The sequence below is a fragment of the Halothiobacillus neapolitanus c2 genome (assembly GCF_000024765.1).
GTDB classification, from domain to species: Bacteria; Pseudomonadota; Gammaproteobacteria; order Halothiobacillales; family Halothiobacillaceae; genus Halothiobacillus; species Halothiobacillus neapolitanus.
This window is the reverse complement of the sequence record NC_013422.1, coordinates 1-20,653: the sequence shown is the minus strand read 5'-3', so window position 1 is coordinate 20,653 and position 20,653 is coordinate 1. Positions and strand designations below refer to the sequence as shown.

17 protein-coding genes are annotated in these 20,653 nt (G+C 54.1%); 5 read left to right on the top strand and 12 right to left on the bottom strand.

The window, feature by feature from the left end:
* Window positions 1-10: 10 nt before the first annotated feature.
* From HNEAP_RS12765 to HNEAP_RS00080, 4 genes are all read right to left on the bottom strand, one after another.
* Window positions 11-565: a pilus assembly PilX family protein gene (locus HNEAP_RS12765; protein WP_041600468.1), complete on the bottom strand. Its 555-nt coding sequence runs from the start codon at window positions 563-565 to the stop codon at window positions 11-13.
* A gap of 266 nt (window positions 566-831) precedes the next feature.
* Window positions 832-1,863 (bottom strand): prepilin-type N-terminal cleavage/methylation domain-containing protein, encoded by a 1,032-nt coding sequence (locus tag HNEAP_RS00090; RefSeq protein ID WP_012822920.1) that lies wholly within the window; start codon window positions 1,861-1,863, stop codon window positions 832-834.
* Window positions 1,860-2,339 (bottom strand): type IV pilus modification protein PilV, encoded by a 480-nt coding sequence (gene pilV, locus HNEAP_RS00085; RefSeq protein ID WP_012822919.1) that lies wholly within the window; start codon window positions 2,337-2,339, stop codon window positions 1,860-1,862. Before pilV ends, HNEAP_RS00090 begins: the two co-directional genes overlap by 4 nt.
* Window positions 2,323-2,901, bottom strand: coding sequence for a GspH/FimT family pseudopilin (locus HNEAP_RS00080; protein ID WP_012822918.1), 579 nt, complete (start codon window positions 2,899-2,901; stop codon window positions 2,323-2,325). The genes pilV and HNEAP_RS00080 overlap by 17 nt, the downstream gene beginning before the upstream one ends.
* 574 nt (window positions 2,902-3,475) lie before the next feature.
* Here HNEAP_RS00080 and HNEAP_RS00075 point away from each other — a divergent pair.
* The 3 genes from HNEAP_RS00075 to HNEAP_RS00065 all read left to right on the top strand — a co-directional run bounded on the left by HNEAP_RS00075 (window position 3,476) and on the right by HNEAP_RS00065 (window position 6,525).
* Window positions 3,476-4,012 (top strand): pilin, encoded by a 537-nt coding sequence (locus HNEAP_RS00075; RefSeq protein ID WP_012822917.1) that lies wholly within the window; start codon window positions 3,476-3,478, stop codon window positions 4,010-4,012.
* A gap of 1,122 nt (window positions 4,013-5,134) precedes the next feature.
* Entirely contained in the window at window positions 5,135-6,085 is a 951-nt protein-coding gene (locus HNEAP_RS00070) for an IS110 family RNA-guided transposase (RefSeq protein ID WP_012822915.1), read from the top strand.
* Window positions 6,086-6,153: 68 nt separating this feature from the next.
* Complete coding sequence (locus tag HNEAP_RS00065) at window positions 6,154-6,525, top strand: endonuclease domain-containing protein (protein WP_012822914.1); 372 nt, start codon at window positions 6,154-6,156, stop codon at window positions 6,523-6,525.
* A 386-nt stretch (window positions 6,526-6,911) separates the two neighbouring features.
* Here the strand turns inward: HNEAP_RS00065 and HNEAP_RS00060 are convergent, their stop codons facing one another.
* The gene (locus HNEAP_RS00060; protein ID WP_243726344.1) at window positions 6,912-7,592 is read right to left on the bottom strand and encodes an arylesterase; all 681 of its coding nucleotides are present in this window, start codon (window positions 7,590-7,592) and stop codon (window positions 6,912-6,914) included.
* A gap of 165 nt (window positions 7,593-7,757) precedes the next feature.
* Between HNEAP_RS00060 and HNEAP_RS00055 the strand changes: the two genes are divergently transcribed.
* Window positions 7,758-8,498 (top strand): ABC transporter ATP-binding protein, encoded by a 741-nt coding sequence (locus tag HNEAP_RS00055; protein WP_049772428.1) that lies wholly within the window; start codon window positions 7,758-7,760, stop codon window positions 8,496-8,498.
* Window positions 8,489-10,999, top strand: a complete 2,511-nt coding sequence (locus HNEAP_RS00050; protein ID WP_012822911.1) for an ABC transporter permease — start codon at window positions 8,489-8,491, stop codon at window positions 10,997-10,999. The genes HNEAP_RS00055 and HNEAP_RS00050 overlap by 10 nt, the downstream gene beginning before the upstream one ends.
* A 200-nt stretch (window positions 11,000-11,199) precedes the next feature.
* On the opposite strand, the gene xth is transcribed toward HNEAP_RS00050, so the two are convergent.
* The 7 genes from xth to dnaA form a co-directional block, all read right to left on the bottom strand.
* Window positions 11,200-11,973 (bottom strand): exodeoxyribonuclease III, encoded by a 774-nt coding sequence (gene xth, locus HNEAP_RS00045; RefSeq protein WP_012822910.1) that lies wholly within the window; start codon window positions 11,971-11,973, stop codon window positions 11,200-11,202.
* A gap of 509 nt (window positions 11,974-12,482) precedes the next feature.
* The gene (locus HNEAP_RS00040) at window positions 12,483-13,406 is read right to left on the bottom strand and encodes an E3 ubiquitin ligase family protein (protein ID WP_012822909.1); all 924 of its coding nucleotides are present in this window, start codon (window positions 13,404-13,406) and stop codon (window positions 12,483-12,485) included.
* 14 nt (window positions 13,407-13,420) lie between these two features.
* Window positions 13,421-13,996, bottom strand: a complete 576-nt coding sequence (locus tag HNEAP_RS00035) for a LemA family protein (RefSeq protein WP_012822908.1) — start codon at window positions 13,994-13,996, stop codon at window positions 13,421-13,423.
* 175 nt (window positions 13,997-14,171) lie between these two features.
* Window positions 14,172-16,625 (bottom strand): DNA topoisomerase (ATP-hydrolyzing) subunit B, encoded by a 2,454-nt coding sequence (gyrB, locus tag HNEAP_RS00030; RefSeq protein WP_012822907.1) that lies wholly within the window; start codon window positions 16,623-16,625, stop codon window positions 14,172-14,174.
* Window positions 16,626-16,813: 188 nt separating this feature from the next.
* The gene (gene recF, locus HNEAP_RS00025) at window positions 16,814-17,887 is read right to left on the bottom strand and encodes a DNA replication/repair protein RecF (RefSeq protein ID WP_133484683.1); all 1,074 of its coding nucleotides are present in this window, start codon (window positions 17,885-17,887) and stop codon (window positions 16,814-16,816) included.
* 31 nt (window positions 17,888-17,918) lie between these two features.
* Window positions 17,919-19,031 carry a DNA polymerase III subunit beta gene (gene dnaN / locus HNEAP_RS00020; protein WP_012822905.1) on the bottom strand — a complete coding sequence of 371 codons (1,113 nt, stop codon included), beginning with the start codon at window positions 19,029-19,031 and terminating at the stop codon, window positions 17,919-17,921.
* A gap of 63 nt (window positions 19,032-19,094) precedes the next feature.
* A complete protein-coding gene (gene dnaA, locus HNEAP_RS00015; RefSeq protein ID WP_012822904.1) occupies window positions 19,095-20,504 on the bottom strand; it encodes a chromosomal replication initiator protein DnaA in 1,410 nt (469 codons plus the stop codon).
* Window positions 20,505-20,653: the final 149 nt, after the last annotated feature.

Genomic DNA, 20,653 nt, shown 5'->3' with positions numbered 1-20,653 from the left:
CAAAGCTCCACTACAGGCGCAAGATGGATTGCAATATCACGTTAGATCGGTCATTGGCGGCGGCATTGGCATTGCTTTCTGCGGTAACGCGGTAGCACATACCGGATGACACAAGCGAGTTGCCACCGCCCTGATTATTTTGATCGTTCGTGAATGCAAAATTGCCCCCACCGCCCGAATTGCAAATACCCATTTTTTCGACCACATATTGGGGCTGCCCCGCGCCCAAAGCGCCCGCATCAAAAGTTGCGGTGGGCACCGCTTGGATTATTCCCGCAGTGGCAGCGCCGGTTTCGAACGGGTTGGCGAAACACTGATTGTTTGGGTCGGAACAATCTCGTATCAGTGTTGTGTTGTTCGGGTTGGCTATCAGCCAGCTCTCCCCCGTGCGCAAGCCTGCTTCGGCCGCTTGAAAGCCAATTTCACGATCGTAAAAATTGCTGGTCATTTGCTGCTGCATAGTAGTGCCGCGAATGGCAGCCAAGCCAACCAGCGTAACCACCACAAGCAGCACCAGCGCGACGACCAGCGCGACGCCGCGCTGGCGATCGAGGCCAGTTTTCATAAAGCCACCACGCTCACCCCTCCCTTTTCGCAAGGCCACCGTACTCGCCTCCCCCTTTCGCAAAGCCACCGCGCTCATACCCCCCTTTTGCAAAGGGGGGCAGGGGGGATTTTCAAGGCTGGAATGCGGCAACCCGCAAATCCCCCTTGCTCCCCCTTTTGCAAAGGGGGAAACCCTTCGTTTTAAGACAGTCGCTTTTGTAAACCATCCAAGCCCTTTGGAAAAAGGGCTTTTCGATGTTCCTCTGTTGATTATGTTGTTCATAATTAACCCACCCGATTGCGTAAGGCGATGGTGTTGGTGAATACGCGTTGTACGATTTCTGGATTATTGATGTTGTTCGGATTGGTCGGCACAGCAACGGTTAGCGTGACGCGCACGGCAGTGACCGCGCTCCAGTCCGTCACACTGCCAGCGGCAACAAAACTTGTACCGCCTTGGAGATAGGCCAGCTGCATATTGGTGACACCACGCACGATTTCTTGTGCTTGCGCTGCGGCATTACCACCGGAGACGCTGATGGTGGAGCGGAACAGCGAGCAGGCTTGCGGCGTGGTGGCCGAACAGGTGCCCAGCGAATTGTTGCCGATATACCAATAGCTGGCGTTTAACTTGGCCAACATGGCGTTATTTTGGTAGGTGTATTTTGTACCGGTTGTGGTGCAGAGGGTGGGAAAACCCAATCCATCGGAGCAATTGCCAGGAGAGACTTTATTTCCGGTGTTGTGCACGACGGTAACACTTTTACTCTGGTAGTCGGATACTTGCAGGATGGTTGCTTGATTGGGGTCGCATACGATGATGATGTCGCCAGTCTGCAAGTCTGAATTAGGCTCATTGAGTTTAAAGTTGGCCGACGTTGAGGATGGCGCATTAACGCTATACCCACTATCGCCTGCGCTCATTAGCGTAATGGAATCGGTATTGGCAGCGCGCAGATTGGCTGTTGTGCCCACGGCGATGGGCGCGGTTGCGTTAGCCGCATAACCCTGCAAACCGTTGTTCCATGTATCCCACCATGATGTGCCTTTGTTATTTAGCACATTGGCAATTTTTGCGGTAGCGCCACAGCCCGTCAGCCCCGCTTGGCGAATATCCCGCGCCAGAAACTCAAACGCGGTGCGGGAGCCATCCTGCACTTGCGAGAGGGCTTGATTGCTGCGGTAGGTTTGTTGATTGGAGAGCAGCACGGAAATCACGCCGCCGATCACAATCAGCCCCAGCACAAGGGCGATCATCAATTCGATAAGGGTAAAGCCGCGTTGTTTTAGCGCGGCTGCCGGTGTTTGGCGGCTCATAACATCGCCCTCGTGGTGATGGTGGTAACGCCGGTGCCGCTGGTACCGCCGGTGTTAGTGCCCACACGGCTTTCATCGAAAGTGACGGTGACGGTGCAATCGCCTGTATTTTTGCAATCGACCGTGCCGGTGGTGGCCGCTTGCGCGCCGAGGTTTTGCGCCAGTTCGTTACACCAAGTGTTGAGTTGGGTTTGCGCCAGTGAGCCGTTGCCGGTGCAGGCGTTAGCCGTTACCGTTTGGTTGTAATTACCGGTCAAGGCATTGGTTCGATCCGCCCGCATGGCATCGAGAATCGAATAGCTCGCCACCACCGCCATGCTGCGCGCCATGGCGCTGTTGTTGGTAGACAACGACTTGGCTTGCAGGGCCGCAATACCTAAAAAGCCGATGGACAGCACCAGCACGGCGATGAGCACTTCAATTAAGCCCACGCCACGCTGGCTGGGGCCGTAAACAGGTTTATTGACAGGTTCCACTGGGACCTCCTAGGGCACAATTCGCATTACTTTCTGTGCATGTAGACACCACCGAGCCGGAAGTAAGATAAACACAACGGTGGTTATTGCTGGAAATCTGGCCTGTATAAATATCGGCAATCAGGCCGTTGTAAGGCGCGGTGGATGTGGTGGTGTGCGCTAATCCTTGAGCACCATAGTCCAACGCCTTGACATTTTTGATATCAATCACACCAGGCTGAATGCTAGAAATACCCACATGAATGACAGTGGCGCTGCCCGCCGGAAAGTTCACGCTGCACGTATTATCGCCGCACACACCCACATCGGCATTACGCTTGATGGCCGCCATGCGCGCAATGGCGAGGTTGCTCACCAAACTGTTCGCGCTGGTTGTAAGCTTGTTGCTCACCGTAAGATAAGTAAAACTCGGAATCGCAATCGCCAACAGAATGGCGGCGACGACCAAGGTGATCATCAGCTCGATAATGGTAAACCCGCGCATTCGACGGTATCGGCTTTGGCTGCCGCGAGGGTGCGTCGATGCGCTGGCTGGGGATGCGTGGTGCGGATTTAGTCTCATTTATTCCAATCCTTTTGTTCGAGGCTATATAAACATACAACCGAAAGCCACGCCTAGTGGCCAGTTGCTGAATGGTCAAGTTGGCCCGATAAACGGCATGGGGCGATTTTGCAGATCATCCTGTTCCGCAAATCCCCCTCGTTCCCCCTTTTGCAAAGGGGGAGGCGATAAACAAAAAGTCTAGCGGGAATCTCGAAAAACCCGTCATTCCCGCGTAGGCGGGAATCCAGCGCCTTGATCTTTCTGGATTCCCGCTTTCGCGGGAACGACGAATCACGGGTATTTCGAGGTGCCCTAAGCCCTTGATCTGGCGCATGCGTAACGCTCGATAGGGTGTTTTGTCAAAAAGTGACAATCTCCATTGGTGCGGATTTGTCATAAAGTGACAATTTTGTGCGTTTTTGAGCCTGCCACCGTTATGCCTAAATCAAGCCAACCCTCGGTCAAATCGCCACAACCCGCATTCTGATGGGGTTTTTATTTAATCTGAAAAAATAAATACCCTTTTGGCACACCGATTGCTTAGCGATTGTACCGGGCAATCTCGCCCACTGTGTCACAAAGGAGTGATGTCATGCTCAAGCAAATGAACAAGTCTGTGAATAAGGGTTTCACCCTGATCGAATTGATGATCGTCATCGCGATTATCGGTATTCTGGCCGCCATCGCGATTCCTGCTTATCAGGATTACACCGTTCGTGCCAAAGTCACTGAATTGATTAGCGTCGCTGATGCTGCGAAAACAGGCGTGGCCGAAGCGTGGACATCCGATGGGTTGACCGGGGTAACCAACTTCGCCACTTCATTCAATGCAGAACCCGCAACGGCTCATCAATCTAAGTATGTTTCTGCCATTGCAATTGACCCGAATACCGGTGCAATTACTGTAACTTCAAGCACCGCTGCAGGTTCAGGTTTGCCAACCGATGCTCAAGGGATGACCATTGTGCTGCAACCCAACGTCCAAAATGCTGCATTGGTTGCAGGTGCGACCGGCGCGATTGACTGGGCTTGTGCCTCAACTTCAGCAGCAACTGCCGGTTCAAATGGCCTTGCCGGTATTACACTTGGCACCATGCCAGCTAAGTATGTACCTAGCCAGTGCAAATAATTTTAATTTGATGCTTTAAAGCACAGATTTTGAATCTAACCCCGATCACGCATCGGGGTTTTTTATTTTTTACCACATTTGTAAAAGGGATTTAAATGAACTCGGACGACAAGTACAGCCTATCCGAGATACTTTTTATCATCGTCATCATTGAAATCTTGATGGTGGTGGGCTTGTGGATTTACAAGGGTTTGCAAACCTTGTAACCATTTAAGGTGGTTTTGGCTAGAATCCAGGTCGTCGCCAGTTCGAGCCTGCAATTCCACAAACAAATTAATCACATTCCACAACCATTCAGCGACCGTAGAGTTGTTGTACACAACAGCCAGCAATCCATCATCACCTCCCGTATCAGCGGAAATCCGAGTAACACAAATTAAATTCTGGCCCGTGAACGCAATTCGCGTGGTTCTTGGCTATGCGCCTCTTTCTATTTAAAAAATAGGGGAATAGTTGTGGCTTGCGCTTTGTGCGGTAAATCCCCCCTACCCCCCTTTATGAAAGGGGGGGGTGTTAGGTGGCGCCTTTGCGCAAGGGGTGTGTTAGGTAGTGCCTTTGTGAGAATTGTTGGTGCGGGGCATTGGCACTTCGCCTCCCCCTTTGAAAAAGGGGGAATGAGGGGGATTTAGTGGCTTCGGTTTGGCGCGGTAAATCCCCCCTGCCCCCTTTGTGAAAGGGGGGGTGTTAGGTGGCGCCTTTGCGCAAGGGGTGTGTTAGGTAGTGCCTTTGTGAGAATTGTTGGTGCGGGGCATTGGCACTTCACCTCCCCCTTTGAAAAAGGGGGAATGAGGGGGATTTAGTGGCTTCGCTTTGGCGCGGTAAATCCCCCCTGCCCCCCTTTATGAAAGGGGGGTGTTAGGTGGCGCCTTTGCTAAAGGGGTGGGTTAGGTGGCGCCTTGCTAAAGGGGGTGTGCTGCCTTTAGGCATTTCGCCTTGTATGTTTCATTTTGCCCGATGGAACGTACATTTTATGTAAGATTCATTTGGCTCGGCATGACAGTTCGAAGTGCCTCTGGGACATCAAGCCCGTGGGGGAGCGATGAGCGTCCTGCCGATTTTTCACGATTAACCCGAACGGTTGCTTGGGACAATGATCCCGCATTTTTGCAAGGATGGGTATGAATGAACGACAAATTAGCTGAAGCCTTCGTGGGCATTGATGTGTCCAAAGACACACTGGATGTGCATATTGCACCTTCCGGTGTATCGCTGCATGAGACGTATGACGAGAAGGGGATCGAGAAAATTATCGAAGCCTTGAAGGCGGCGAGTTCGACCCTGATTGTGCTGGAGGCTACCGGCGGGCTGGAAGTGCGTCTCGCCTGTGAGCTTTCGGCCACGGGCTTGACCGTGGCCATCATCAACCCGCGCCAGGCGCGGGATTTTGCCAAAGCCACGGGGCGGCTGGCCAAGACTGACCGGGTGGATGCGGCCATGCTGGCCGCCTTTGCACAAGCCATCCGCCCTGCGGCCAGACCGCTCAAGGACGCGGATGCTCGCGCCCTTGAGGATATGCTGAACCGGCGACGCCAGCTCATTGCCATGCGTGTCCAGGAATTGCTCCGGCTCAATACCGCCGAGAGCAAGGCGCTGCAAAAAAGCCTGAAGACCCACATCGCCTGGCTGGAGAAGCAGATCACTACGGTCGACAATGACCTCAACACGCAACTGCGTGCGTCGGATGTCTGGCGCGCCAAGGATGACGTGCTCAAGGGTATTCCTGGCATTGGCGCAGTCACCAGCCTGACCATGCTGTCCAAATGCCCGGAGCTTGGGGCATTGAACCGACGGGAGATTGCCGCCTTGGTCGAGGTTGCGCCCTTGGCTAATGGCAGTGGTAAGCATCGTGGTAAACGCTCAATCTGGGGTGGACGCGCCGAGGTTCGAGCAGTGTTGTACATGGCAGCACTCAGTGCCATGCGCTTTAATCCGGATATCAAGGCGTTCGCAGAGCGGCTCAAAAACAAGGGAAAGGCAACCAAAGTCGTCATCGTTGCCTGTATGCGTAAACTGCTCACCATCATGAATGCCATGTTGAAAAATATGCAGCCATGGGTGGCTCAAATTGCTTGATTTTTAACACGGTTGCTCCCCCTTTGTAAAAGGGGGAATGAGGGGGATTTACAAGCGAAGGAGGATTCATGCAGCCTTATAACCCAGCGCTGAGGCAAACCGCTCGCCATTTGAGATCGAATATGACCGATGCTGAGCAGGTCCTGTGGCGGCATCTTCGGCGCAAGCAAGTGTGCGGGGTTGCTTTCTACCGTCAAAAACCATTGCTGACTTATATCGTGGATTTTTATTGCCCGAGGGCGCGGTTGGTCGTCGAGCTCGACGGTGGGCAACATTTCACGACGGCGCATCAAGGAAAAGATCAAACGCGCGATGCCGCATTGTCTTCGCTGGGCATGAAGGTGCTGCGTTTTAATAATCTTGAGGTGTTACGACAAATGGAATCTGTCTTAATGCTGATCCATTCGGAAGTGGCGTTTCGGCTTGCTGCTGAAACGTGAGGAGTTCGGTTTTATGCCTCCCCTTTGAAAAAGGGGAATGGGGGATTTAGTGGCTTCGGTTCGGCGCGGTAAATCCCCCCTGCCCCCCTTTATGAAAGGGGGGGGTGTTAGGTGGCGCCTTTACGAAGGGGGGGGGTTAGGTGGCGCCTTGCTAAAGGGGATGTGCTGCCTTTAGGCATTTCGCCTCCCCCTTTGAAAAGGGGGAATGAGGGGGATTTAGTGGCTTCGGTTTGGCGCGTTAAATCCCCCCTGCCCCCCTTTATGAAAGGGGGGGTGTTAGGTGGCGCCTTTGCGCAAGGGGTGTGTTAGGTGGTGCCTTGCTAAAGGAGGTGTGCTGCCTTTAAGCACTTCGCCTCCCCCTTTGAAAAAGGGGGAATGAGGGGGATTTATTTGCTGCTCGGCAACCACAAGGGCTTAACCACTGCCCATACATTATCCAAAACAATCGGTTCGCCTTCGGCGGTGGGGTGTAGGCCGTCTTGCTGCATGAGTTTGGGGTTTGTAGCGACATCTTTGAGTAAAAACGGTACCAGCGGCAAGGTATTTTTCTCGGCGAGCTGTTGATACATGGCGGCAAAGGGTTCTGCGTAGGCGGGGCCGTAATTGGGCGGCAACATAATGCCGAGCAAGACGACGCGCGCGCCGGATTGTTTGCTTTGGTCGATCAGTTTTTGCAGATTAGCGCGAATCAGCGCCAGCGGCAGGCCGCGCAGGCCATCGTTGGCACCCAGTTCGAGCAGCACCCAGCCGGGCTGAACCACAGTTAGCAACTCCGGCAGGCGTGAAAGCCCGCCCGAGGTGGTTTCACCGCTGATCGAGGCATTCACGATTTGCCACTTATGCGTAGCGCCCGCGTTTTTCTCTGCAAGGCGCTTTTGCATTAGCGCCACCCAGCCTTGGCTTTCGGCCAGATTGTGCGCGGCAGAGAGAGAATCGCCCAGCACCAAAACGGTATGGGATCGCTCTGAACTGATTACTTTTTGTGGGGTTTTGTGCGGGGCTTGTTGCCCAAACGCCGCTGATGCACTACAAGCTATGAGTGCGGGTAAAAGTAACGATAAGACCAATCTCAACTTCAACCCAGATTTCAATAATAGGGCGCTTCGAAATACCCGTGAATCGTCGTTCCCGAGAAAGCGGGAACCCAGAAAAATCAAAGCGCTGGATTCCCGCCTACGCGGGAATGACTGGTTTTTCAAGCTTCCCAATAATAGCCATAGGAATTTCATGCGATGCCTCCTGAGCCCCAAACTGTTTTTCATGCCGCCTCGTTGCCGGAGGATACTGCCTTGATTCTGCGGGCGCTGCGGGTTTCTAAAACCGTCACAGCGCCCGGGAACGAACCTTTGACCATTCTGCGTGATGCGAGTTTAACAGTTGCCGAGGGTGAGGCTGTGGCGTTAATGGGTGCATCGGGGGCGGGCAAGTCTACCTTGCTGGCTTTGCTGGCAGGTTTGGATACGCCGACGAGCGGTGAGGTTGAGTTGGCCGGTTTTTCTCTGAACAACTTAAATGAGGACGAGCGCGCCGCCGTCCGTGCGGGCCGGGTGGGATTTGTTTTTCAGTCATTTCAGTTGATTGATGGCTTGACGGCTCTGGAAAATGTGGCTTTGCCGCTGGAATTGCAGGGCACAGCGAACAGTACGGCGCAGGCCAAAGCGGCGTTAGATGAGGTGGGTTTGAGCCACCGTCTGCACCATCTGCCCAAGGTGCTTTCAGGCGGTGAACAACAGCGGGTTGCCCTGGCGCGGGCATTTGCCGGAACGCCCGCCATTTTGTTTGCCGATGAGCCAACCGGCTCGCTCGACACTGCCACAGGCGAGCGCATCATTGATTTGCTGTTCGCGCTGCGCGATCAGCATCAAACCGCGTTGGTACTGGTAACGCACGATCCGGCCTTGGCTGCCCGATGTAATCGTGGCTATCGCTTACAGGGTGGCTTGCAGGGTGGAGAATTAACCCCATGGCAATAGTAGAGCCGCCAAAACCTGCAACGCATTTGGGTTTGCCGCGCTTAATTTTGCTGGCATGGCGCGGTTTATGGCGCGAACTGCGTAGCGGCGCGTTGGTTACGATGTTTCTGGCGCTGGTTATTGCGGTGTCCGCCGTGACGGCGGTCGGATTTTTTACCGATCGAGTGGATGCCGGTATGCGGGCGCAGGCCGCTGAATTTCTGGCCGCCGATGGGCGAGTCGAATCACCGGATTCACTATTAAAATGGCAGCAAAAGGCGTCAGAGCTTGGCCTGACGACAACGCAAACGCTGGAATTTCCCACCGTTATTCTCGCCGGTGAACATACCCTGCTGGTGAGCTTGAAGGCTGTGGGCGCGGGGTATCCCTTGCGCGGTGCGCTGACCATTTCGACAGGTGCGCAACAGCAAAAAATCCAGCAGGAGCCACGTGAAGGCCATGCTTGGCTGGCACCGCGGGCGCTGGCTTTACTTGATCTTAAGGTGGGCGATTCGTTTCAGATCGGCCAGAAAAAATTTACGGTTTCCGCCACTTTGCAACGTGAGCCGGATGTGGGTAATTTTCTGGCGCAAGCCGCGCCGCGCGCCATGATCAACCTCGCCGATATTCCAGCCACCGGGCTGGTTACGCCTGCAAGCCGCGTCACGCATTATTTGTTACTTGCAGTGCCGAGCGGTGTTAGCACAAACGTTCTTCAAGCGTTCGGTAAATCTCTGCCCGCCGACTTGAGTCTGGAACGCCCGGAAAATAGCCAGCCTGCATTCAAAACAGCATTTGATCGTGCCGCGCGCTTTTTGGGATTGGCTGCAATGGTGGCTGTTTTATTGGCGGGCGCGGCCTTAATGCTTGCCGCGCAACAGTACAATCGCTTGCAGCAAGATCCGGCCGCCTTGATGCGCGCATTCGGGGTGCAATCCCGCCATATTCTTTATTTGTACACATTGCGGCTGGTTTTTCTGGCCTTGCTGGCCGCTGTGCCCGGCATTGCGCTGGGTGGGTTGGCTCAATTCGGGCTTTCTGCCTTGCTGGGCTCTCTGCTTGATTTTCAACTGCCGCCGCCTTCATGGCTGCCCGTGGGGTTTGGCGTGAGCATTGCGCTGGTCGCCTTGTTGGGATTTGCACTGCCCTCGCTCATCCGCTTGCAGGATACGCCGCCTTTGCGGGTTTTAAACAGGCAATTGGCTGCACCGCCAACAGCCGCGGTTTTGTTGTTCGGCGCGGGGCTGCTTGCCATTGGTTTGCTGGTGTGGCTGCAAGCACGGGATGCCTGGCTTACAACGTATGTTACCGGCGGGATGGTCATTAGTTTCGCTGCGTTCATCGGCATCGTGTGGCTGCTGTTACAAGCATTAAGACGCTATCCCGCCCGAGGCGTGGCCCGTTTTGGACTGGCGCGTCTGGCGCGGTCGCCGTGGTCCAGTGCGATGCAGATCGCGGCTTTGACCTTGGGATTAACCGCTTTGCTTCTGCTCGGTGTGGTGCGTGGTGATCTGGTATCCACCTGGCAAAATCAGATTCCGAACGATGCGCCCAATTTTTTTGCGATCAACATTCAGCCAGATCAAGTGCCTGAGTTAACTCGGTTTTTTCAGACGAACCGTATCGACGATGCCGGCCTTGTCGCCATGCACCGCGCCCGCTGGACGTCATTTAACGGCAAGGCCGTGAACGCTGATCAACTCACCGGGCAAGCGAAGCGACTGGCGGAACGGGAATTTAATTTGTCGGTCATGCCCGAGCATCTGGCAGCCGATAACAAGATTGTGGCGGGCAGCTGGCAGCCCGATGCGCAGGATGCGGGCTGGTCGGTTGAACAAGGCATTGCTAAAACGCTGCAATGGCAACTTGGCGACCGGCTTACGTTTGTGGTGAACGGCGCACCCGTGACCGCCGCCATTACCAGCATCCGTACAGTTGACTGGAATTCGATGCGGCCCAATTTTTTCGTGTTGGGGAGCGCGGTTTTATTGCCCCGCCAATCGGCGCAGTTCATCACCAGCTTTTTTCTCCCCAGCCCCAATGTAGAACAACAAAAGGCGCTGTTACGCGCGTTCCCGACGCTGACGTTATTTGATCTGAACCAGATTCTCAATGAGGTGCGCACACTGATTCTTCGAGCGAGTCAGGCCGTGCAATATGTATTTTTATTCACCCTGTTGGCGGGATTGGTTGTCTTGCTCAGTGCCTTTGCTGCCGGAGAGGCGGAACGTATCCGTGAAACAGCCGTGCTGCGCGTGCTGGGCGCAAGCCACCGGCAAATCATGAACAGCCTTTGGTTTGAGTTTATCCTGATCGGCTTGCTTTCCGGGCTTTTGGCCTCGATTGCCGCCGGTGGGTTGGGCGCTTTGTTGGCGCTAAAACTGTTTGATTTACCCTGGGCACTGGATTGGCGCATACCGCTGTATGGCTTGGCTGCGGGCGTGCTGCTCGCGGCGTTGTTTGTGCCCTATCTGGGGAGGCGGGTGCTTGCACTGCCACCGGCACGGTCGCTGCGGGGCTAGGGAACCTCTGCACGAATGCGGCGTACCTTCGAATAGTGGTTACTTTTCGTCAAATCCCCCCCAACCCCCCTTTTTCAAAGGGGGGAGCATCAGCCCCGTCTTTTGAACGAGCGCACTTCCCCCTTTTGTAAAGGGGGATTGAGGGGGATTTGCGCAAGTTTTGCATTCGCAAGAAATTCCCTAAGGGGCTTTGGTGTACATCAAGCCAGCGTGAGTACCACAGGTGCATGGTCGGAGGGTCGCTCCCAGCCTCTAGGTTCTTTATCGACATGGCAGGCAGTGGCTTTTGCCTGAACGGCCGGGCTTGTTAAGATGTGGTCGATACGCAAGCCGTGGTTTCTGCGGTAACCGCCGCCACGGTAGTCCCACCAGGTAAAATTATTTTCTTCATTTGAAAAGCAATTGAGCGCATCGGTAAAACCCATTGCCAACAATCGGTTGAAATAATCACGCTCGGGCGGGCTGCATAGCACGGCATCTTTGAACCGCTCGGGGTCAAACACGTCGGCATCGCTTGGCGCGATATTGAAATCACCCATCACCACGAGATTTGGATGCTGAGCGATTTCTAAAGCCAGCCAGTTAGAAAAGGCCTCCAGCCAATTGAGTTTGTACTGGTATTTTTCAGAATCGATCGCTTCACCATTGACGACATAGGCATTGATTACCCGCAATTCCCCAAATGTGGCGGCAATGACGCGCCGTTGCGGGTCGTCCAGTGCCGGTATGTCGCAAACCACATCCGAAGGTTCGCCTAACTCCTCTTGATAGATCAGCGCGACACCGTTATAGGTTTTCTGGCCGTTAAGTAGCGTTTGGTAGCCCATTGCTGCAAAGTCGCTGTTATCAATGGCTTCATTGACTTGTTTTAATTCCTGCAAACCCAAAATGGCAGGTTGCTGCTGCGCCAGCCAAGAGAGCACCTGCGGTTTGCGTACATTAAGCGAATTGACATTCCAGGTCGCGATTTTCATGGGTGATGAGCTCGGTTTTTGTTCGATTTTAGGATGGTTTGCGTGAGTGTAATTGTTTTTGGGGGAACTGGGTTTGATTGGGTAAATCCACCCTGACCCGAATGCCATTAAGTTAAGAAGAATACGATCATATAAGGGAAGCTCGAAAAACTCGTCATTCCCGCGTAGGCGGGAATCCAGCGCCTTGATTTTTCTGGGTTCCCGCTTTCGCGGGAACGACGAATCATGGGTATTTTGAGGCGCCTATAAGAAGGTCGTCATTCTGAACGCGGGGCTGACGAGTAGCAGAATCTATGGTTTGTTTCTAGACCCTGCAACTACGCGCAGGGTGACAAGTCCCTCTACTTAATGGCATTGCCCCTACCCCTTTTGCAAAAGGGTTTGAGATAGTGGCTTTGCCAAAGACTGGAGCAGGTTTTTGAGTTTCGCCTCCCCTTTGAAAAAGGGGGGAACGAGGGGGATTTTCTTAAAAGTGGGCGTACGTGGCTCCACCAGAGATCGGATCTGGGTTAAGGCCGGACATAATACGCGGACACCCAGAAGAAAAAGGCCAGAACGCTACTCGCCCAAAGCAGATAGCCCCAGCGACGAAACCGTTTGGCCAGCACGGTTTGATCATCTGCCGAGATGATATAGGGCCGTCTGCTCTGAGGGTTCGCCGTGATGAGATGCGTTTGCTGGGGGCGCTCAAGCTCCTTTACCTGCTGCGCCTGTATTTGCTGGCGTCCGGCTTCCCGCGCCTGATCCCATTCTTTAGAATCGATGGAACCATTGCCATCCAGATCAAATGTTTTCATCATTTGTGGATCGTGCTTCCACGCTCTGAGCAGCGAGGCAACCGATTCGTTTTCAACCACATAAGGATCGTGGGCGATGGTTTTGAACCAGCCCAACACATACAAATTTCGATGTGGCAGCAGGAGTTTTTCGGTGTAGCGGTAATCGCCGAAAAAATGCCCGCCCACGCTGTTGGTCACCCCACTTGGTCGTTCTGTCGCGCCGTACCACTGGCGCCTCATATTGGGGCGAATACTGGCCGATTCGGGATCAACCAGGCATTCGCCGGTTGCATCTTCTACCGCAATCAGGTTATCGCTTTCATGCTGGTATATGCGACGCCAGTCAGAACGCTTGGATTCACCGAAGCTTTGCTCTCGGTGTTCCACAGACACCCAATACCAAACACATGCCGTGCCGGTCAGCGGGGAAACGAGGGGCGAGGCATCGATATTTTTGGTGATGCCTTCAATTTCGATGTAACCCTGATGTGCCGAGACAATGTTCGAGGTGGGCGTATTGATAATCCAGTAGGTGCGGCGAACAAACCAGATGCCCGCCACCAAGAGGATCAGGGTGAGCAGAATCAGCCCGACCAGCAGAAAATGGTAGCCGTTGTCATCAAGGGAACCCACCCAGTGGGCATACCAAGCCATCAAACCAATCCCGTTTATTGATTAAACAGCGTCTTGAGATCGACATCCTTGAGCTCATCTTCGCGAAAGGTGAGCAACTTGAACGGACGAAAACGGAATAACTGGGCGATCAGCACGTCGGGGAATTGCTCGATACGCACATTGTTGATGTTAACGGAGGCGTTATAGAACTCACGCCGATCAGCAATCATGTTCTCCAGACCGGAGATGCGTTGCTGGAGGTGCTGGAAGCTCGTATTGGCCTTGAGATCGGGATAGGCCTCGGCCACCGCGTAAAAATCCATCAACCCGGCGCGCAACTGGCCTTCGGCCATGCCCAGCGCGTCGATATCGCCGCGATCCTGAGCGCCGCGCACGGCCGAACGGGCACGCATAACTTTCTCCAATGTTTCTTGCTCGTACTTCATGTACTGCTTGGCGGTTTCTACCAGTTTGGGCAGCTCGTCGTGCCGCTGCTTGAGCAACACATCAATGTTCGACCAGGCCTGTGAGACGTTGTGTTTAAGCACCACGAGGCCGTTATACATGATGATCGCCCAGATCACGATCACGGCAACCAAAAACAACAAAACCGAAAGTGTGACACCCATGATGCTTGCTCCCTTAAATCCCTAAATTATGCTTCTGGAACCCTCGAATGTTTCTTCGAGGTGAATTTGTACCGAACCCGCCATCGGTGCCGAAACTCGTCACAAAAAAAACCCGACCAATCGGGCCGGGTTCGTTTTGAGTTTTGCTCCGCGGCTACATCGCGGATTGATCTTATCAGATATCGATGTTGACGGCGGACAGGGCGAATTTCTCGATGAAATCACGACGAGGCTCAACCAGATCGCCCATGAGAATGGTAAAGATTTCATCCGAGGCAATGGCATCTTCAATGCGCACTTGCAGCAGCCGACGGGTTTCCGGGTTCATCGTGGTTTCCCACAACTGATCCGGGTTCATCTCGCCCAGACCTTTGTAGCGCTGAATGCCGAGGCCGCGACGCCCTTCTTGCATCAGCCAGTCAATAGCTTGCTCGAAATGGGTGATCGGCGCGCTCTTCTCGCCACGCAATACGCGCGCGTCTTCACCAATCAAGCCATCAAGCTGGATGGCCAATTCGCCCAACACGCGATAATCAGCGGTTGAGAAGAAACCAGCGGGCAAGAATGTTTCATGTGAAACACCGTGCTGACTTCGCGTGATTTGAATCCCCGCGAGGCCTTCCTCTGTGCGCGCAAACCGGGATGAATAATTTACGCCCGCGTCGGCAAACTGGTTCATGGATTCGGTAAAGCGATTAAGCCAGGCTTCGAATAGCGCGCTATCTTCGACAATTTCCGCTGCTGTCATTGGTGGCAAATGCAACACGGCCTTCAGTGCAGCTGGATCGTACCGATGCGACAGACGATCGATCACGGCCTGCGCAACCAGATACTCACGCGCCATGGACTCCAGCGCAGGGCCAGAAATAAGCGGCGCTTCCGCGTTGACTTGGAGCGCGGCACCATCAACGGCCAATTGCAGAAGATACTGGTTCAGCGCCAAATCATCCTTGAGGTACTGCTCCTGCTTACCTTTTTTAACCTTATACAGCGGCGGCTGGGCAATATAAATGTGTCCACGCTCGACGAGCTCCTTCATTTGCCGATAGAAGAACGTCAGCAGCAGGGTGCGGATGTGACTGCCGTCCACGTCCGCATCGGTCATGATGATGATGCGGTGGTAGCGCAGTTTGTCCGGGTTGAAGTCTTCCCGACCAATACCGCAACCAAGCGCGGTGATCAGGGTGCCGACTTCAGCCGACGAGAGCATTTTGTCGAAACGGGCTTTTTCAACATTCAGAATTTTACCTTTGAGCGGCAAAATCGCCTGTGTGCGGCGATCCCGGCCTTGCTTGGCCGAACCACCCGCCGAGTCACCTTCCACCAGATAAATTTCGGACAGAGCCGGGTCCTTTTCCTGGCAATCGGCAAGCTTGCCGGGCAAGCCGGCGATATCCAATGCGCCTTTGCGCCGCGTCATTTCACGCGCGCGTCGCGCTGCCTCACGGGCACGGGCCGCTTCGATGATCTTGTTGGTAATGAGCAGGGCTTCTTGCGGATTTTCTTCCAGAAACTCTGCCAGTCGTTCAGAAGTCAGCGATTCAACCGCCGATTTAACCTCAGATGACACCAGCTTTTCTTTGGTTTGTGAGGAAAACTTCGGGTCCGGCACCTTCACGGAAATGACCGCAACCAAGCCTTCGCGCCAATCTTCACCCGAGGTGGATACCTTGGCTTTTTTAAGAATGCCCGCGCGTTCCATGTAGTCGTTCAAAGTCCGCGTGAGCGCCGTGCGAAAGCCTGTTAAATGCGTGCCGCCATCGCGTTGCGGAATGTTATTGGTGTAGCAGAACAGGTTTTCCTGGTACGAATCATTCCATTGCAAGGCCAACTCAACCAGAACCGAATCCTTCTGCCCCGAGAAGCTCAGAACATTCTTGTGGATAACGGTTTTGCCTTTGTTGAGATGCTCGACAAACGCGCGAATGCCGCCTTCGTAGTAGAACGTGTCGGCACGCCCTGAAATCTCGTCGTTCAGAAATACGCGAATGCCCGAATTCAGAAAGGAGAGTTCACGCAGACGCTTTGCCAGAATGTCGTAGTGGAAAACGACATCCGTGAAAATGGTGGGGCTGGGCAGGAACCGGATGGAGGTACCCGATTTCTCCGTAGCGCCCACTTCGGCCAACGGCGCTTGTGGAACACCCAGACGGTACGACTGGTGGTACGCATGGCCGCCACGATAGATGTCCAGCTCCAACTCGTCGGAAAGCGCATTCACCACCGAAACGCCCACACCATGCAAGCCACCGGAGACCTTGTAACTGTTCTGGTCGAACTTACCGCCCGCGTGCAGCACGGTCATGATGACTTCTGCCGCCGAAACACCTTCTTCGGCATGGATGTCTACCGGGATGCCACGGCCATTATCCGACACCGAAACGGAGCCATCGGCATGCATGGTGACGGTGACGGTATCGCAGTGCCCGGCCAACGCCTCATCGACCGCGTTATCCACCACTTCGAACACCATGTGGTGCAAGCCGCTGCCGTCGTCCGTGTCGCCGATGTACATGCCTGGGCGCTTACGAACGGCATCCAGTCCTTTGAGGACTTTTATACTGGTTGAGTCGTAACCAGAGCTTTGGCCAGCGTTTTGGCTCGCGTCGTTTGGGGTGTTATCGCTCATGAGAGGGCTTCCAGATACACAGAAAAATGGGCAGAAAATGGGGCGAGCAAGCCGATATCGGCACGTTGCAAGCCAAGTAGGGCTGCCGAATACGCCTGCTCGTAGTAGCGCAGGGCAACCCTGGTTTTCTCGGGACACAACACCCATCCAGCAAAGCCGGACCGTCTTGGCCCAAGACAATCAATGAATTATACCACGGCTGAGATTTGCCCGGCATCCAGCCTGAAAACCGCATCAAACGGGAAATCGATCTGCTGCCGATCGACTGCGGAAATAAAGACCTGATGCCCCATATTCGACAAATAATGCAACAGGGCAGAGGAATGATGCGCATCAAACTCGGACATGAAATCGTCGAATAGCAACACCGCCCGCTTGCCGCGTTGCGCCTGCCATATGTGTGCCGTAGCCAACGTCAATGCCGCGGTAAACACCTTGATTTGCCCGCGAGAGGCGAAGGATTTGAACGCGTAGTCGTTCAGTGTGAACAGAATATCCGCTCGTTGCGGGCCAATCAGGGTCTGCCCCATTTCCCGATCCCGCTCGCGGTTGCGGGCAAGCGCTTCCGATAAATCCAATCCGGACTTGTGCCCGGGATGAAACTGCATATCCACGGACAATTGGGGCGCAAGGGCCTCAAAGACTTGGGGCAGGACAGTTTTCAGCAAATCGAGCGCGGCAACCCGTTGCTCGTTGAGCCGCTCGCCGTATTGAATGAACAATGGATCCCAAATCTCCGTCGATTGGCCCGTGCGCAATGCGGCATTGCGTTGCTTGAGCATGCGCGCAAATTGCGCGTACGCCGGAACGAAATCGGCAAACAGGTAAAACGCCATGCGATCGATGAACTTGCGCCGGAACTCCGGCCCGGCCAAAACCAGATCATCCGATTGCGCATGCAACGCCAGCACGGGCAGGTGCGCTACAAACAAACTGGCCCGTGGCACTTCTTCTCGACCTAGCCGCAAACGAAACTGATCCTTGCAGCGCTCAAGTGCCATGAAAAAATCATGATCGTCCTGATGCACGCCCGCGCGCACCACCGCGCATCCCCGATCACGATCCGGATAACGTGCGATCAGGTCATTGTGCGTTTGGGTTCGAAAGGATTTGAGCGTGCTGAGATAATAAATCGCCTCAAGCACACTCGTTTTACCGGCGCCATTATCGCCCACCAGAAGATTGAAACCCGCAGAAAGCGGGCAATCGGTCATCGTCAGGTTTCTGAATTGGGTGATCGAGAGGGACGTAAGGTGGGTCAAATCCAATTACATCCGTTGCTTTAATTGTGGGTCAAAGCTTCATAGGCATGAGGACATATTTGCTGTCGATGTCACCGGGCATGACGGGTTTGATCAGCACGCTGGACTCGGGTGCTTCGAGCTCCATGCAGACTTCCTCGGATTCGATAACCGCCAGAATATTCAGAAGGTAGCTGATGTTGAACGAAATTTTCAGGTCGCTCGCATCGTATCCAACGGACATGGTTTCCTTGGAAGATTCATGTTCCGCGTTGCTTGATTCGATCATCAAGCGCCCGGGGCTCAGATAAAAATATGCCCCCGAGAACCGCTCGTTGGACAAGATACTGGCGCGCTGCAACACCTGCTTGAGTTCCGTTTTCGACACGATCAGTATCTTGCTGTTCGACTGCGGCATCACGCGAGAGTAATCCGGATATTTGCCGTCGATCAATTTGCTGATCAGGTAGTTTTCACCGATCAGAAGTTCGATCTGGTTATCGCGGAACGCCAGTGAAACCTCGTCGTCGCTATCGCGATCCAGCGCCTTGAGCATTTCCGAAACCATCTTTCGCGGCACGATGACCTGACGATTGTTCTCCGTCAGCCGTTCATCGCTCAGGTGGGCATAAGCCAGACGATGACCGTCCGTGGCGACCGCCGTCATTTGTCCGGGTTTGACTTCAAGCAACAGGCCATTGAGGAAGTACCGCACATCCTGCTGCGCCATCGAAAACTGGGTTTTATCGATCAGCGCGTAGAGATTCTTTTGGGTGATGGATACGGTCGATTGCGTCGCGGCATCGATGGTCATTTGCGGGAAGCTTCCTGCCTCGATCGAGGCCAAGCGGAACACACCGGTGCCGATATCGATTTCCAACCAGCCATCGGTTTGCGTCAAGGCGATCTTGGCATCCTGCGATGCGGATTTGACGATGTCTGCCAGTTTACGGGCATTGACGGTCGTAGCCCCCGGAGCCTGCATCTGAACGTCAACAGAAGTACGCAATTGGATTTCCAGATCCGTCGCGACAAGCGTCAGGCGACCGTCGGCCACTTCGAGCAACAGGTTGCTCAAAATCTGCATGGTCTGGCGTTTTTCGACCCCGCCGATCACCTGATTGATGGCACTGCTGAATCGATCTCGATCAACGGCAAACTGCATAATGGATGTCCTCAAAATAGATACGCACGGTGGAGGCCCCGGTCAGGGAGAGTCCGACGCATCTTATATATTTAATGTGTGTCTCAACAAGTTGTAATCATCGCTGAGCTTCGACTCGATCTCGCGCAATTCTTCGATTTTCTTGCAGGCATGGATCACCGTGGTGTGATCTCGACCACCAAAGGCCTCGCCAATTTCCGGCAGACTATGGTTCGTGAGTTCCTTGGCCAGACTCATCGCCACTTGCCGTGGACGGGCGATGGAACGGTTTCGGCGCGCACCCGTCAAGTCGGTCAATTTTAGATTGTAAAACTTGGCAACCGTGCGCTGGATATTTTCCAGGGTAATCAACTTGGCCTGCGCCGCGATCTGATCTTTCAGCGCTTCTTTGGTGGACTCCACCGTAATCGGACGGCCTGTAAATTGCGCGGTCGCAATGACGCGGCGCAACGCGCCTTCAAGTTCACGAATGTTCGCTCGAACCCGCTTGGCGATAAAAAAGGCTACATCGGTACTCAGTGATATTTGCGATTGCTCCGCCTTGCTCTGCAAAATCGCTACGCGCGTTTCCAGATCGGGCGGCTCGACCGCCACGGTCAAACCCCACCCAAAACGGGATTTTAAGCGCTCTTCGAGGCCTTCGATTTCTTTGGGATAGCGATCGCAGGTCATGATGATCTGCTGACCCTGCTCGATCAGCGCATTGAACGTATGAAAGAATTCTTCCTGACTGCGCGGCTTTCCGGCGAAAAACTGAATATCGTCAATCAGCAGCGCGTTAACGGAACGGTAGAAGTCCTTGAACTCCTCAATCGTGTTGTTCTTGATCGAACTGACCATCTGCTGCACGTAACGCTCACTGTGCAGATAGACCACCTTGGCATCCGGCGAACGCTCGAGAATCGCGTTGCCGACGGCCTGCATCAAATGGGTTTTCCCCAGGCCCACGCCACCGTAAATAAAAAGCGGGTTATAACCCACGCCCGGATTCTGCGCGACTTGCTGCGACGCCGCGCGCGCCAACTGGTTCGATTTGCCTTCGACGAAATTATCGAAATTGAATTTTTTGTTGATGTGGCTGACAAATTCCTTGGCACCCGTATCTGGTTCAGCCAAATCCGCCATAGGCTCGACACGCGGCGCAACACCCGAGGACACTGCGCCGGACTTCGATGACAGCGTGGCGGCGGCGGGCATATCAACAGGCTGCTCGGAAGGCACGCTGCCCACTTGCAGGCCAAGCTGCAAATCCGGACGTTCGAGCAATATCTGCGCCTGCTCGAGGATTTTCGACTTGTATTGCTGCGCGACCATGTCCATGACAAAACGGTTCGGCGCCCATAGGATCAGATGGTTTTCCGCCTTCAACTCTGCTTGCAACGGTCTGATCCACATATTGATCTGCTGAACGGGCAGATCTTCGGACAACCGATCAATGCATTGCTGCCACAGTTCTGATGTGATGGTCGACATAGGGAGTAAAACGAGCCTGCAGGAAAGAGGTCAGTGTACCATCGACCCTGACCGAATCGCAGTATCCACTGAACAAGAATTTAGACCGGATTACCTCAAGATACATGCAATGAAAGTCAACGGAACCCTTTGGTTCAAAGCACATTATT